This is a genomic window from Novispirillum itersonii subsp. itersonii ATCC 12639 (assembly GCF_000381985.1).
GTDB classification, from domain to species: Bacteria; Pseudomonadota; Alphaproteobacteria; order Rhodospirillales; family Rhodospirillaceae; genus Novispirillum; species Novispirillum itersonii.
The window spans coordinates 67,913-82,772 of record NZ_KB907341.1 but is presented as its reverse complement, the minus strand read 5'-3'; the positions used below and the strand labels follow the sequence as shown (position 1 = coordinate 82,772).

General features: G+C 62.5%; 13 protein-coding genes. 11 read left to right on the top strand and 2 right to left on the bottom strand.

Features of this window, described 5'->3' with window-relative positions:
• Positions 1 to 2 precede the first annotated feature (2 nt).
• The 6 genes from G365_RS0109125 (at position 3) to G365_RS20905 (ending at position 7,119) form a co-directional block, all read left to right on the top strand.
• A complete protein-coding gene (locus G365_RS0109125) occupies positions 3 to 1,658 on the top strand; it encodes a nitrite/sulfite reductase (RefSeq protein ID WP_019645216.1) in 1,656 nt (551 codons plus the stop codon).
• The gene (locus tag G365_RS0109120; RefSeq protein ID WP_019645215.1) at positions 1,645 to 2,181 is read left to right on the top strand and encodes a DUF934 domain-containing protein; all 537 of its coding nucleotides are present in this window, start codon (positions 1,645 to 1,647) and stop codon (positions 2,179 to 2,181) included. The genes G365_RS0109125 and G365_RS0109120 overlap by 14 nt, the downstream gene beginning before the upstream one ends.
• Positions 2,178 to 2,930 (top strand): phosphoadenylyl-sulfate reductase, encoded by a 753-nt coding sequence (locus tag G365_RS0109115; protein WP_019645214.1) that lies wholly within the window; start codon positions 2,178 to 2,180, stop codon positions 2,928 to 2,930. The genes G365_RS0109120 and G365_RS0109115 overlap by 4 nt, the downstream gene beginning before the upstream one ends.
• A 10-nt stretch (positions 2,931 to 2,940) precedes the next feature.
• Positions 2,941 to 3,735 carry a sulfate adenylyltransferase subunit CysD gene (gene cysD, locus G365_RS0109110; protein WP_019645213.1) on the top strand — a complete coding sequence of 265 codons (795 nt, stop codon included), beginning with the start codon at positions 2,941 to 2,943 and terminating at the stop codon, positions 3,733 to 3,735.
• Positions 3,736 to 3,762: 27 nt separating this feature from the next.
• A complete protein-coding gene (cysC, locus tag G365_RS0109105; protein ID WP_019645212.1) occupies positions 3,763 to 5,664 on the top strand; it encodes an adenylyl-sulfate kinase in 1,902 nt (633 codons plus the stop codon).
• A 141-nt stretch (positions 5,665 to 5,805) separates the two neighbouring features.
• Positions 5,806 to 7,119 carry an HD-GYP domain-containing protein gene (locus G365_RS20905; RefSeq protein ID WP_019645211.1) on the top strand — a complete coding sequence of 438 codons (1,314 nt, stop codon included), beginning with the start codon at positions 5,806 to 5,808 and terminating at the stop codon, positions 7,117 to 7,119.
• Positions 7,120 to 7,125: 6 nt separating this feature from the next.
• Here the strand turns inward: G365_RS20905 and G365_RS0109095 are convergent, their stop codons facing one another.
• Complete coding sequence (locus G365_RS0109095) at positions 7,126 to 8,664, bottom strand: cryptochrome/photolyase family protein (protein WP_019645210.1); 1,539 nt, start codon at positions 8,662 to 8,664, stop codon at positions 7,126 to 7,128.
• Positions 8,665 to 9,131: 467 nt separating this feature from the next.
• On the opposite strand from G365_RS0109095, the gene G365_RS0109085 reads away from it, so the two are divergent.
• The 4 genes from G365_RS0109085 to G365_RS0109070 all read left to right on the top strand — a co-directional run bounded on the left by G365_RS0109085 (position 9,132) and on the right by G365_RS0109070 (position 13,734).
• A complete protein-coding gene (locus G365_RS0109085) occupies positions 9,132 to 9,440 on the top strand; it encodes a DUF485 domain-containing protein (RefSeq protein WP_026345215.1) in 309 nt (102 codons plus the stop codon).
• Positions 9,440 to 11,113 carry a cation acetate symporter gene (locus tag G365_RS0109080; RefSeq protein ID WP_019645207.1) on the top strand — a complete coding sequence of 558 codons (1,674 nt, stop codon included), beginning with the start codon at positions 9,440 to 9,442 and terminating at the stop codon, positions 11,111 to 11,113. The genes G365_RS0109085 and G365_RS0109080 overlap by 1 nt, the downstream gene beginning before the upstream one ends.
• A gap of 170 nt (positions 11,114 to 11,283) precedes the next feature.
• The gene (locus tag G365_RS0109075; protein ID WP_019645206.1) at positions 11,284 to 13,104 is read left to right on the top strand and encodes a putative nucleotidyltransferase substrate binding domain-containing protein; all 1,821 of its coding nucleotides are present in this window, start codon (positions 11,284 to 11,286) and stop codon (positions 13,102 to 13,104) included.
• A gap of 18 nt (positions 13,105 to 13,122) precedes the next feature.
• Positions 13,123 to 13,734 carry a 3'-5' exonuclease gene (locus G365_RS0109070; protein ID WP_019645205.1) on the top strand — a complete coding sequence of 204 codons (612 nt, stop codon included), beginning with the start codon at positions 13,123 to 13,125 and terminating at the stop codon, positions 13,732 to 13,734.
• Positions 13,735 to 13,789: 55 nt separating this feature from the next.
• Here the strand turns inward: G365_RS0109070 and G365_RS0109065 are convergent, their stop codons facing one another.
• Complete coding sequence (locus G365_RS0109065) at positions 13,790 to 14,215, bottom strand: organic hydroperoxide resistance protein (protein WP_019645204.1); 426 nt, start codon at positions 14,213 to 14,215, stop codon at positions 13,790 to 13,792.
• A 164-nt stretch (positions 14,216 to 14,379) separates the two neighbouring features.
• Here G365_RS0109065 and G365_RS0109060 point away from each other — a divergent pair, with 164 nt between their 5' ends.
• The gene (locus G365_RS0109060; protein ID WP_019645203.1) at positions 14,380 to 14,859 is read left to right on the top strand and encodes a MarR family winged helix-turn-helix transcriptional regulator; all 480 of its coding nucleotides are present in this window, start codon (positions 14,380 to 14,382) and stop codon (positions 14,857 to 14,859) included.
• Position 14,860 lies beyond the last annotated feature (1 nt).

Sequence of the window (14,860 nt, the reverse complement as noted above, 5' to 3'; positions counted from 1 at the left end):
GCATGTACCGCTACGACGAATTCGACCATCAGGTGGTGCGGGAGCGTGTCGCCGAGTTCAGCGATCAGGTTGCCCGCCGCCTGTCCGGGGATCTGTCGGAAGAACAGTTCCGTCCGCTGCGCCTGATGAACGGCGTGTATCTGCAGTTGCACGCCTATATGCTCCGGGTTGCCGTGCCGTATGGCGAGCTGACGTCGGGGAAGATGCGGCGGCTGGCCCATATCGCCCGTGTCTATGACCGGGGATACGGCCACTTCACCACCCGTCAGAACATTCAGTTTAACTGGCCGAAACTGTCCGATATTCCGGCGATCCTGCGGGAGCTGGCCGAGGTCGAGATGCACGCCATCCAGACCAGCGGCAACTGCATCCGCAATGTCACCACCGATGCCTTTGCCGGTGTTGCGGCGGATGAGATCGAGGATCCGCGCCCGTGGGCGGAAGTGCTGCGCCAGTGGTCAACCTTCCACCCGGAATTCACCTATCTGCCGCGTAAGTTCAAGATTGCCATCAGCGGCGGGGCGCAGGACCGGGCGGCGACGTTCTTCCATGACATCGGCATCCGGCTGGTGCGGGCGGAATCCGGTGATGTCGGCTTCCAGATCATCGTCGGCGGCGGCATGGGCCGTACCCCGCGGGTTGGCCGGGTGCTGAACGGTTTTGTCGCTAAGTCAGAAATCCTCAGCTACCTCGAAGCGATCCTGCGTGTCTACAACCTGCATGGCCGCCGGGATAACAAGTATAAGGCGCGGATCAAGATCCTTGTCGATGCCCTGACCCTGGAAGGGTTCCGGGCGGAAGTCGATGCCGAATGGGACCGGATCCGTGGCAGCGTGGTTGAAGTTCCGGCGGAAGAAGTGGAGCGTATCGGCGCCTACTTTGCCGACCCGGACTGGCAGGCGCTGGCCGATAACCCGCCGGAGCTGGCGGCCGCACGCTCCCGCAGCGCGGCCTTCAACGGCTGGGTGTCGGCCAACGTCATGGCGCACCGGGTGCCGGGGTATGCCGCCGTCACCGTGTCGCTGAAGCCGGTCGGCGGGATCCCCGGTGATGCCACCGCTGACCAGATGGACGCGCTGGCCGATTTCGCCGACCGTTACAGTCTGGGGGCGCTGCGGGTCAGCAAGGAACAGAACATCGTTCTGCCGTTCGTCCGTCAGGACCAGCTTTATGCCCTGTGGCAGGCGCTGGTGGCGGAAGGACTGGCAACCGCCAACAAAGGGCTGATTTCTGATATCATCGCCTGCCCGGGGCTGGATTACTGCGCGCTGGCCAATGCCCGCTCGATCCCGCTGGCACAGATGATTTCTGAACGGTTCTCCGACATTGCCCGTCAGCATGACATCGGCGAAGTCACCCTGAACATCTCGGGCTGCATCAACGCCTGCGGCCATCACCACGTCGGCAACATCGGTATTCTGGGCGTTGATAAGCGCGGTGAGGAATCCTACCAGCTGGTGCTGGGCGGGGATGCCACCCAGACCGCTGCAATCGGTGACATCGCCGGGCCGGGGTTTACCGCTGAAGGCGTGGTGGATGCGATTGAAACCGTGATCGGCGTTTATCTGGCGCAGCGCCAGACCGGCGAACCGTTCATCGACACTTACCGCCGGATCGGCCTGACCCCGTTCAAGGAGGCGATCAATGCCGCTCGTTAAGCTGACCGCCGCCGGGATTGAGCCGGTTGAGACCGTCTGGACCCGTCTGGGGGGTGAGGATGCCGTGCCTGCCACCGGGGCTGTTCTGGTTCCGCTGGCTCGCTGGCAGGCCGAGAAAGACAGCCTGCTGGCGCGCGCCGATGCCGTCGGTGTCTGGCTTGCTGCGGGGGAAACCGCCGACAGCATCAGCGGTGATCTCGACCGTCTGACTGTGGTGGCGCTGGACTTTCCCGCGTTCAGCGATGGCCGGGCCTACAGCACCGCCCGTCTGCTGCGCGACCGCTTCGGTTATCGCGGCGAGCTGCGGGCCATTGGGGATGTGCTGCTCGATCAGCTGATCCAGATGGTGCGGACCGGTTTTGATGCGCTGGATGTCAAAGCTCCGGTCAGCGGGGCAGCGGTGACGGTGGAAACCATTCAGGCTGCTCTCAGCCGCTATTCTCTGGTCTATCAGGTTGCCCATGATCCCCGTCCGCCGGTGTCGGCCCTGCGCCGCCGTCTGGCGGCAGGGGGGCAGGCATGAGTGCCGCCGCGCAGGTCCTGACCGGTCTTGAGGGGATGACGGCGGATCTGGCCGGGGCGACCCCGCAGGAGATCATCGCCCGCGCTTATGCCGATCACGGTCAGGGGCTGGCACTGGTGTCCTCCTTCGGGACCGAAAGCGCGGTGCTGCTGCACATGGCGGCACAGATTGACCCGGCCCTGCCGGTGCTGTTTCTGAACACCGGCAAACTGTTTGGCGAAACCCTGCGCTACCGCGACACGCTGGTCGCCGCGCTTGGCCTGACCAACGTGCGGACCCTGAAGCCGGAGGCGGCGCCGCTGGCGGCGGAAGACGCTGACGGCATGCTGTTCAGCCGCGATTATGACCGCTGCTGCTTCCTGCGGAAGGTTGAGCCGCTGGCCGCCGGTCTTGCCGGGTACACCGGCTGGATCAACGGGCGCAAGGGGCATCACGGGTCAGGGCGCGCCGCCCTGCCGGTGGCTGAGGCAGACGGTGACCGGATCAAGTTTACCCCGCTGGCCCGCTGGACGGCGGAGGATGTGGCAGCTTACTTCGATGCCCACAGCCTGCCGCGACACCCGCTGGAAGAGGACGGTTACCCGTCCGTCGGCTGTTACACCTGTACCAGCCGCGTCGCCGCCGGGGGCGACATCCGGTCCGGCCGCTGGGCCGGAACCGGCAAGACCGAATGTGGAATTCATACCGTTTTGAGCAGTGTCACCCCGACCCCGAGCCAGACGCGCTCCCCGGTGACGGTGCAGGACTGAGGATCAAGTCATGAACCATCTCGATGCCCTTGAAGCCGAAAGCATCTACATCTTCCGCGAAGCTTACGCCAAGATTGATAAGCTCGGCATGCTGTGGTCGCTGGGGAAAGACTCCAACGTCATGATCCGTCTGGCGCAGAAGGCCTTTCTGGGCCGGATCCCGTTCCCGGTGATCCATCTGGATACCGGCGCTGAATTTCCGGAGACCTATGCCTTCCGGGAGCGGTACCACAAGGAATGGAACCTCGACATGATTGCGGACGACTGCCCGCCGATCGAGGATGCCGACCCGGATCTGCCGCCCGCCAGCCGCTTTGCTTCCCGCAAGTCGCTGGGTCTGAAGCAGACCCTCAGCCGCTACGGCTTCACCGGCATTATCGCCGGGATCCGTCGTGACGAGCAGGCCACCCGTGCTAAAGAGCGGGTGTTCAGCCCCCGTGCCGACGACGGGGTGTGGGACTTCCGCGATCAACCTGCCGAGTTCTGGGATCAGTACAACCTCGACCATCCGCAGGGGGCACACCTGCGCGTTCATCCGCTGCTGCACTGGACCGAAGTGGACATCTGGCAGTACATCGAGCGGGAAAACATCCCGGTGGTGCCGCTGTACTTTGCCCGCGACGGCAAGCGGTTCCGGTCTCTGGGGGAAGAGGGCATCACCTTCCCGATCGACAGCCATGCGACCACCATTCCGGAGATTATCGCCGAACTGATGGCGACCAAAGAGCCGGAGCGCGCCGGGCGCGCCATGGACCATGACTCCGAAGACAGCTTCGAGCGCCTGCGCGCCGCCGGGTATATGTAAGACACGCGAACACGGGATATCAGCATCATGGCAGCTTCCGCGACCACTCCGGTCCGCGCCCCGTCGTCACGCGGGCAGGACTTCCCCATCGTCATCGTCGGCCACGTCGACCATGGCAAATCCACCCTGATCGGCCGTCTGCTGAACGACACCGACAGCCTGCCGAATGGCAAGGTTGAAGAGCTGCGGGCGTCTTCCGTCCGCCGTGGTGTTGCCTTCGAATGGTCTTTCGTCATGGATGCCCTGCAGGTCGAGCGCGATCAGGGCATCACCGTTGACACTACCCGCATCTGGTTCAAGACCCCCAGGCGGTCCTACGTCATCATCGACGCCCCGGGCCACAAGGAATTCCTGAAGAACATGGTGACCGGCGCGGCCAGCGCCCGGGCTGCGGTGCTGGTGGTCGATGTTGCCCGTGGCGTGTCAGAACAGACCCGCCGCCATGCCTATCTGCTCAACCTGCTCGGGGTATCGCAGATCGCGGTGGCGATGAACAAGATGGACCTCGTCGACTATGATCAGGCCCGCTACGATCTGGTCAAGGCCGAGCTGGAAGCCTACCTCGCCAGCATCGGCCTGACGGCTGCCGCCGTGGTGCCGGTGTCCGCGCAGAAGGGCGATAACCTCGCCGGGCGCAGTGCCGCCACCCCGTGGTACAAGGGGCCGACCGTGGTCGAGGCGCTGGATGCCTTTAAGGCCCCGGCCTCAGCCAGAGATCTGCCGCTGCGCCTGCCGGTGCAGGACGTGTTCAAGTTTGACGAACGCCGCGTGGTGGTGGGCCGGGTGGAAGCCGGGACCGTCAACCTCGGTGACGAGCTGGTGTTTACCCCCGGTGGCCGCCGTGCCCGTGTTGCCTCCTTCGAGACCTGGGCCGGCCCCGGTACCCCCCGCATCGTGCCGCGTCAGGCCGAAGCCGGGGAACCGATTGCCATCACCCTTGATCAGGATATCTTCGTCGAGCGCGGTCAGGTGGCGGCGCTGGACGGCACCACTCCGGCGGAAGCCCGCCGCCTGCGGGTGCGGGTGTTCTGGCTGGGCCGCGAACCGCTGAAAGTCGGGGTCCGCCTGAAGCTGAAAGTGGCGACCGGTGAATACCACGTCACCGTCGCCCGGGTGCTGTCGGTGATCGACGTCCACACCGTGTCGGAAGACCTGCTGGCCGATGTGGTGGAGGTCGGCGGCATCGGGGATGTGATCCTCGAAAGCCGCTCGCCGGTGGCCTTTGATACCGAAGCCGGTCTGCGCTCTACCCGCCGTGGGGTGCTGGTGCAGGATTACCGTCAGGTCGGCGGTGTCCTCATTCAGGGCGCTGACGAAGTGGAGAAAGAGGCCCCGGAAAAGGCCAGCGTGCTGGTGGCCCCGACCCATTCCGTCACCCGCCGGGAACGGGAAGTGGTCAACGGTCATAAGGCCGGAGTGCTGTGGCTGACCGGCCTGTCGGGCTCTGGCAAGTCAACGCTGGCGATGACCCTGCAGCGCCGCCTGTTTGAGGCGGGCAAGCAGGTGACGGTGCTGGACGGTGACGCCCTGCGCACCGGCCTGAGCAAGGATCTGGACTTTACCCCGGAAGGGCGGCGGGAAAACATCCGCCGGTCTGCCGAAGCGGCCAGACTGCTGGCTGAGTCCGGTCATATCGTGATTGTCAGCCTGATTTCGCCGCTGGCGGCGGACCGCGATATGGCCCGCCAGATCATCGGGGAAGGCTTTGCCGAGGTGTATGTCAGCGCCTCTCTGGATGTCTGCGAAGGCCGTGACGTGAAGGGCCTGTATGCCCGGGCCCGGGCCGGAGAGATCCCGGCGTTCACCGGGGTGTCGGCCCCCTATGAGGCACCGGAAACCCCGGACCTGACCGTCGACACCGGGGCGGAAAGCCCGGATCAGTCTCTTGACAGGCTGCTGACGCTGGTGTCTGACCGCTATCTGATCTGACCGTCTTCCTGAAGAGTTTTTCGTGCACGGCCATTTCCGGGAGACCGGGAATGGCCGTGATGCTTTTGCACCATTGGTTTCCGCATGGGATCAGGCGCATCATGGGTAAAGACGTAAGCGACTGTCCGTCCGGGGGTTATTATGGTTGTCCCCTCTGTAGATCTTCCTGCGGCGCTGTTGCGGGGTGCCGACCCGGCTGACTGGCAGCCCCAGCGCTGGACCGGCCTGCGGCTGGATCTGGGGCAGGTGGCCCATACGGTTGCCCGGGCGCTGGATTATGTCGGCGTTGATGACCGCAGTCATGGCCGCCGGGTCGGCCTGATGTGCGGGCGGGTGGCGGCAGAACTCGGCTGGTCACCGGCCCGTCAGACCGAAGCGCTGATTACCGGCATGTTGCATGATTGCGGTGTCTCATCGACGGACATGCACCGTAAGCTGACCGCCTCGATGGAATGGTCGGGCGCAGAGGAGCATTGCCTGAAAGGGCATGCCGCCCTGTCAGGCTTTGATCCGTTTGCCTGTTATGCCCCGGCGGTGCGCTGGCATCATACCCGCTGGGCCAATCTGTCGCCGACGGTCGGGGCAGAGACGCGGATGATGGCCAATCTGGTGTTTCTGTGTGACCGGCTGGATGTGCAGACGGCGGTGTTTTTGACCAGTCACCCGCCGGTCGATCTGTTGCAGGCACGTTTTACGCTGTTTGACAGTCTGGCGGTGCATGCGGGGCTTCTGTTTGATCCGGTGTTGCTGGCCGGAGTGCGGCAGGCGATCCACCGTGACAGCTTCTGGCTTGAACTGCAGGATGATTTCCTCGACCGGGCGATCTTCGAAATTCTCGATGCTCACAGCCAGACGGTTGACGTCAGTTTCGGCGATGTTCTGTCGCTCGGGGCGTTTCTGTCGCAGATTGTTGATGCCAAAAGCCCGTTCACCCGGCAGCACAGCCTGCGGGTTGCCGATCTGGTCGAGGCGATGGGCGGCCTGCTTGGATACGGCGGGCGGCGGCGGGATCTGCTGCGGCTGGCCGGTCTGCTGCATGATATCGGTAAGCTGCGGACCCCCGATGAGATTCTGGAAAAAGGCGGGCCGCTGTCTGTGGTTGAGCGCGACTGCATGCGCCGCCACCCGATGGACAGCAAGCTGATTCTGATTGATCTGTTCCCCGATACTCCGTTGGCCCGCTGGGTGTCGCATCACCATGAGAAAATCAACGGACAGGGGTATCCTTACGGTCTGGGGGGCAATGATCTGGATCAGGAAACCCGCCTTCTGACCCTGTGTGACATTTTTCAGGCCCTGTCCCAGAACCGGCCCTACCGAAACCGTCTGCAACCGGCTGAGATCATGACAATCATGACCGGGATGCGGGAGAATGGCGAGCTGGATGCGGATCTCTTCGCGCTGCTGGATGCCCACCGCGAGGAGATGTACCGGATCGCGATTGCCGAAGACTGACGGGGGTCACAGGGTGTCGGCCTGATCCTGCATCCGTGCGGCCCACTGGCGGGTCGCGGTGCGTTCTTCTGCCGTCATCCGGTCCAGTGTCCGGTAGGTCATCGCCAGCCGGGGATTCCGCGACAGAGTCTCGGCATGGCGGGCGTGAAAATCCCAGTACAGGCTGTTCAGCGGACAGGCGCCGTCACCATGCCGCTTTTTCGGGTCATAGGTGCAGCCCCGGCAGTAATCCCCCTGCCGCTGGATATAGGCGGCTGAGCCGCAATAGGGCTTGCTGCCGACCAGTCCGCCATCAGCAAACTGGCTCATGCCCCGGGTGTTTGGCAGCTGCACCCATTCAAAGGCATCAATGTAGATTCCCAGATACCAGGCATCGACCACATCAGGGGCGCAGCCGTTCAGCAGGGTGTAAGATCCGGTGACCATCAGCCGCTGGATGTGATGGGCGTAGGCGGTGCGCAGAGACTGGCTGATGGCCTGCCGCTGGCAACGCATCCGGGTTTCACCGGTCCAGAACCACACCGGCAGGGGGCGGTCGGCATGCAGGGCATTCAGCCGGGCATAGCCGGGCATCCGGGCCCAGTAGACCGCCCGCACATATTCCCGCCAGCCGAGGATCTGACGGATAAACCCTTCAGTGGCGGTCAGCGGGGCGGCTCCGGCCCGCCACGCGGTCAGGGCGGCCTCGATCACTTCCGACGGATGCAGCATTTTGACATTCAGGGCAAAGCTCAGGCCGGAGTGGAACAGGGTCGGGCTTTCCAGACTGAGAGCATCCTGAAACTGTCCGAAATGGGGCAGGCCATGACGGATGAAGGCGTCCAGCATCTCCAGTGCCTGCCGTCGGCCGAGTGGCCACGGAAAATCTCCGGCAGCGGCAGAGCCGAACGTCTCGACTCCGGCCGCCTGTATCTCGTCCCACAGGGGGGAGAGATCGGCGGAAAACCGGGGCCATGGCGGTGCGGGCGGATAGCCCGGCCAGCGGTCGCGGTTTTCAGGGTCATAATTCCACCGCCCGCCTTCCGGTTCATTCTCTGACGTCATCAGAATGCCGGTCCGGCGGCGCAGACCACGATAAAAGGTTTCAAGGCGGGGTATTTTATGGGTGAATGTCTCCACCGCTTCTTCCCGGCTGACCAGAAAATGGTGGGCGCTGACGGTGGCGGAGGTGATCCCCAGACGCTGACACAGCGGGTCAACCTCTTCACTGAAATGCTGTTCCAGCCGGTATTCGTCAGCTTCAATCCGTTCGAAACGGGTGACCTGAAAGCGCCGGAACAGGGCGGGCAGGGTCGCAGCGAAACTGCCGCCGTTGTCAGGGTCGAGCAGAGAGACCGTATGCACGCGGTGTCCGGCCTGCCGCAGGGCGTCGGCGAAGCGGCGCATGGCAGCGAAGATCGCCAGAACTTTCTGGGCGTGATGCCGTACGTATCCGGTTTCGCTGCGCATCTCCATCAGGACATACAGCACATCAGGGTCCGTCTGCCGAAACCACGGATGGCGGACGGTCAGCTGGTCGCCAAGGATCAGGCGCAGGCAGGTCATCGGGTGTGTTCCGGGGCAAGGGGAAAGCTGTGTTGCCTTACGGTCAGGATGCGGATGCGGATCTGCGGCGGTCACAACAACCTGCGCAGTGCGGGCGAACCGGATGATTCTTACAGCTTTATGGTGCGGTGCAGCGACTCGTTTCCTATCGGTATTGAGGGTGGGGGATGAGGATATTTACAGATTTACAGATTATTTTCCGGATCCGTAAATCATGATTGTCAATGTGGTCTCCTGACTGAATTTCTCCGGGATTGCTGCGTAAATGCGGGTTACAGGCCGGATAGGCCATTGCCGTATCTCGAAAAAGTGCTGGTCTTTTTACACAGGAGGCGTACTGTTTCGAAGACATGGCAGCCATGCGGCTGCTGCATAGTTAACAAGTCCAACAAGAAAAAGATCAACGTCGCCCCGGAACGGGTCTGCTGCCAAAGGCCGGACCTAAAAGACGAAATGGGAGGGTGCAAGTGAGTAAAAGCAGTTACGAGCGGGTTATCGCAAACCCCAAATTCCACGAGCTCTGCAGCAAGCGCGCCAGCTTCGGCTGGACGCTCTCCATCGCTATGCTGGTGGTCTACTATGCCTTCATCGCCGTGATCGCCTTTGATCCGGTCCTGCTGGCCAAGCCGCTGTCATCCACTGGTGTGACCTCCGTCGGTATCCCCGTCGGCCTTGGCGTCATCATCTTCGCGTTCCTGATCACCGGCGTCTATGTCCGCCGGGCCAACAGCGAATTCGATGAACTGAACCGCCAGATTGTCGAGGAGAGCAAATAATGCGGATGTCGCGTTTTTCCGCGGCCCTGACCGGCCTTGCCGTCAGCGGCTTCTCCACCGCCGCGCTTGCCGCGGGTTCCGTTGACGGGGCGGTGCAGAAGCAGGCCACCAACTGGACGGCCATCATCATGTTCGTGGCCTTCGTGCTGGCCACGCTGGGCATCACCTACTGGGCAGCCCGCCGCACCAAGTCCGCCAAAGACTTCTACGCCGCCGGCGGTGGCATCACCGGGTTCCAGAACGGTCTGGCGATTGCCGGTGACTACATGTCCGCCGCGTCGTTCCTGGGGATTGCCGGTCTGGTGTTCTCTGCCGGGTTCGACGGCCTGATCTACTCCATCGGCTTCCTTGTCGGCTGGCCGATCATCCTGTTCCTGATTGCGGAACGCCTGCGTAACCTCGGCAAGTTCACCTTCGCTGACGTGGCGTCCTTCCGCTTCCGTCAGACCCCGATCCGCTCCATGGCTGCCTCCGGCACCCTGGTTGTGGTCATCCTGTACCTGATTGCCCAGATGGTGGGCGCGGGCAAGCTGATCCAGCTGCTGTTCGGTCTGGACTACACCCTTGCGGTGGTTCTGGTCGGCGTGCTGATGGTCGCCTATGTGATGTTCGGCGGTATGCTGGCCACCACCTGGGTGCAGATCATCAAAGCTGTCCTGCTGCTGTCCGGTGCCTCGTTCATGGCCTTCATGGTGATGGTGAAGTTCGGCTTCTCGATGGAAGCCCTGTTCGCCAAGGCCACCGAAGTGTCGCCGAAAGGTATCAAGCTGATGGCCCCGGGTGGTCTGGTGTCTGATCCGATCGACGCCATCTCCCTCGGTATGGCCCTGATGTTCGGGACCGCCGGTCTGCCGCACATCCTGATGCGCTTCTTCACCGTGTCCGATGCCAAGGAAGCCCGTAAGTCGGTTTTCTATGCCACCGGTTTCATCGGTTACTTCTACATCCTGACCTTCATCATCGGTTTCGGTGCCATCGTGCTGGTGCTGAACGTGCCGGAATTCATGGCGGCTGACGGCAAGGGCATCCTTGGCGGCACCAACATGGCGGCGATCCACCTGTCCAAGGCTGTCGGCGGTGACCTGTTCCTCGGCTTCATCTCCGCGGTTGCCTTCGCCACCATTCTGGCAGTGGTGTCCGGCCTGACCCTCTCCGGCGCTTCGGCAGTGTCCCATGACCTCTACGCCTCGGTGTTCCGTCAGGGCCATGCCAACGAAGTTGAAGAAATCCGTGTCTCGAAGATCACCACCCTGTTCCTTGGCGTGATCGCCATCGTTCTCGGGATTGCCTTCGAAAATCAGAACATTGCCTTCATGGTCGGTCTGGCCTTCGCGATTGCCGCGTCCGCCAACTTCCCGGTGCTGTTCATGTCGATGTTCTGGAAGGGTCTGACCACCCGTGGCGCCTTCCTCGGTGGCTTCATCGGTCTGATCACTGCCTCGGTTCTGGTGGTCCTCGGCCCGCCGATCTGGAAGAGCGTCCTCGGTCACCCGGCTGCGATCTTCCCGTACTCCAACCCGGCGATCTTCTCCATGCCGCTCGCGTTCTTCTGCTGCTGGCTGTTCTCCAAGATGGACAGCTCTCCGGATGCCGCGAAGGAGCAGGAAGCCTACGGTCCGCAGTATGTCCGGTCGCAGACTGGTATTGGTGCCGAAGGTGCTTCCGAGCACTGACCGGTCCCTGATCCAAGGGATGGGGCAGGGGTCCTGCTCCATCCTCGGACCATCCAAGATCCCCCGTCTGCCGATCATGGCCGCCGGGGGATTTTTTTTAACCTGAGATGATTATCCGGGCCGGACGGCGCAGAAGACGCTGACGGCCTCTTTTAAGGGGGAAGCGCACCATGGCCGGAGACGCCTTTGATTTTTCCATACCGCCGTTCGACCGCCTGACCACGCCGGAACGGGCCAAGGTCGCCGCAGTGGCCGACATCGCCTATTACCGCCCGCAGGAGAAAGTCATTCAGGCCGGGCAGCCGGTCGATTTTCTGTTTGTGGTGATGAAGGGGCTGGTGATTGAGCGGGCCGGTGACGAGGTGATCACCGTTTACGGGGCCGGGGACAGTTTTGGGGCCATGGCCCTGATCCATGGGGCCGAGGCGGCGGACTGCGAGGCGCAGGAAGAAACATTGGTCCATCTGCTGCCGCGTCAGCTGATCCTTGATCTCTGCCGCAGCAATGGGCGGTTTGAGCGGTTTTTCACCCATTCGGTCAGTGAACGGCTGGCCGAGCGTGCCAATGTGGAAAGTGCGCGCGGGATGGCCGCTTTCATGGTGGCGCGGGTTCACGAAGCTTATCTGCATCCGCCGATCACCGTTCCGGCGACAACTCCGCTGCGGGATGCAGCAAAACTGATGAAACACCACCGGGCAACCAGCCTGCTGGTGGAGCATGATGATGGCCGGATCGGCGTGCTGTCAGGGTCTGATTTGCGGGAAGCGGCCCTGATCCACGAAAAGCCGCTGTCCACCCCGGTCGGGGATTGTGCCACTTTCGGCACCATCATGATTGATGCCGATGATTTTCTGTTCAATGCGCAGGTGCTGATGACCCGGCACAGCATCCGCCGTCTGCCGGTGATCCGCGACGGCCATGTGATCGGGGTGCTGGAGCTGCTGGATCTGCTGTCGTACATGTCCAGCCATTCGCATCTGGTGGCCGTACAGATCGACCGTGCTGGAACCCTGCCGGAGCTGGCACAGGCCGCGCAGGCGCTGGATCCGCTGCTGACCGGGCTGCATGGCTCCGGGGTGAAGATCCGGTATATTGCCGAGATGGTGTCGGATCTGTCGCGGAAGATGCAGCGGCGGCTGTACGGGTTTCTGGCAACGCCGGAACTGCAGCAGGCATCCTGCCTGATGGTGATGGGCTCGGAAGGGCGGGGCGAGCAGATCGCCAAGACCGATCAGGACAATGCACTGATTCTCAGCGATGAGGTTGATCCCGGCAGTCTGCGCAGCCTGTGTGAGCAGTTTACCGAAGCGATGCTGACGTTCGGCTATCCCCGCTGCCCGGGCAACATGATGGTCTCTAACCCGGAATGGTGCCGGACTGAAAGCCAGTTCCGGGATGAGCTCTTTCACTGGATCATGACGCCGTCAGAACGGTCGTTCCTGAATCTGGCAGCTTTTCTGGATGGCGAGGCGGTGGCCGGTGACCCTCTGCTGTTGCACCGCCTGAGAAGCTATCTGTTTGACCGGCTTACGGATAATGCCGGATTCCTTGCCAACTTTGCCCGTCCGGCCCTGAGCTTTGATACCCCCATCGGCTTTTTCCATCAGCTGGTGCTGGAACGTGGGGAGCGCCGGGGCACGATTGATATCAAAAAGGGTGGGATTTTCCCGGTGGTGCATGGCGTGCGGGCTCTGGCGTTGGAAAAGCACCTGCACACCTGCAACACGTTTGAGCGGATCGAGGGCCTGACCGGGGCCGGGCTGTTTGATGCCGCCTTTGCCGCAGATCTGACCGAGGCGCTGCAGTTTCTGATGGAAATGCGGCTGGCGGCACGGGTGCAGCAGAACCGGCTGGATGCCCATGGCAGCGATAATTACGTGCAGGCGGCGCAGCTGACCAAACTGCAACATGACGGATTGCGGGATTCCCTTAAAATCGTCAAAGCCTTCAAGCAGTTGGTGGCGCATCATTTCAAGCTTGGCAGCTTCTGACAGCAAAAGGGACCGGATATGCTGACCTCTCTCCGTCAGGCTTGGGCCCGTCGCCGGTTGCGCAACCCGGAGTATGACTTTCTATTTGATCCGCCGCCGCCGGATGAGGCAGTCTGCTTTGACTGCGAAACCACCGGCCTTGACCGCCGGGCTGACAGTATTGTGCAGATTGCCGCTGTGCGGATCAAAGGGCGGCGGGTGCTGACCAGCCAGCGCCTGAATCTGATGGTGCGCCCGCCAGCCGGGATGACTGCCGGGGTGATCAAGGTGCATCACCTGCGGCAGCAGGATGTTGCTGACGGTCTGGAGCCGCTGGAGGCAATGGACCGGTTTCTGCGGTTTGTCGGGTCCCGTCCGCTGGTCGGATACTATCTGGAATTTGATGTGGCGATGGTCAACCGCCTGATCCGTCCGTGGCTGGGGATCGGGTTGCCGCAGCAACAGATTGAGGTTTCCAGCCTGTATTACGATTACCGCGTTGCCGGGCGGGATGCGGTGTATACCGGCAACATCGACCTGCGCCTGAGTGTCATCATGGATGATCTCGGTCTGCCGCGTCTGAAGGCTCATGATGCCTTCAATGATGCGGTCATGACCGCGATGGCCTACGTTAAGCTGAAGGCTGGCTAAAATGCAGCGCACCGCAGCCCGGGGGACTGCGGTGCGCGTGCCTTTGTGCGAATGCTCAGACCGCAAGGCCGGTGATGGTCACCGGAATGTTGCCCCGGGTCGCCTTGGAATACGGGCAGACCGCATGGGCAGCGGTGGCCAGATCGGCGGCGACGTCAGGGGTGACACCGCTGACGCGGGCGGTCAGGGCGGCTTTCAGGCCATATCCGGCGCCGTCATTACCAAAGGTGATGTCAGCGGTGACGGTCACGCCGGTGAACGTGATGCCCCGGGTGCGTGCGACCAGCCGGAGGGCGCCTTCGAAGCAGGCGGCATATCCGGCGGCAAAAAGCTGTTCCGGGTTGGTGCCCGGCCCGCCGTCACCGCCCATTTCTTTCGGCACGGACAGAGTGACGCTCAGGCGGTCATCGCTGGTTTTGGCAGACCCGGCCCGCCCGCCGGTGGCGGTGGCGGAGGTGGTGTAGAGATCGGTGAAAGACATGGTGGGCTCCTGTCCTGAGTGGCGGCGTCAGTGCCGGTGTTGATAGGTATATATTGAGCACAATTTAATTTTTTACAATATAATTGTTTTCTTGATGTGTTGGGGCTATGGTTTAAAACATCCCGCCATCCGCCCTGATCCTGTCTTTACGGGGAGACCCGACGATGAAGAGCCCTGAAGCCGTCCTTTCGCAGCCTGCGGGCTGTCCCAGCGATGATGACTTCCTGCGCCTTGACCAGCAGGTCTGCTTTCCGCTGTATGCGGCCAGTAATGCCCTGACCCGGGCTTATCGTCCGGTTCTGGCCCCTCTCGATCTGACGTATCCGCAGTATCTGGTGATGCTGGTGCTGTGGGAACGGGATGGCCTGTCCGTCGGCGACCTTGGTCAGCGTCTGCGGCTGGACAGCGGTACGCTGACCCCGCTGCTGAAGCGGATGGAGGCCGCCGGCCTTTTGTCGCGTCAGCGGGCCAGTGATGATGAGCGACGGGTGGAAATCCATCTGACAGAGGCCGGACGGACTCTGCGGCAGGCGGCCACCGCCGTTCCGCCGCAGATGCTCTGCGCCATGGGATTAAGCATTGATGAGCTGAAAAGCCTGAAGGCCGGGCTGGAAAGCCTGCTTGACCGTCTGGATGCGGGCTGAG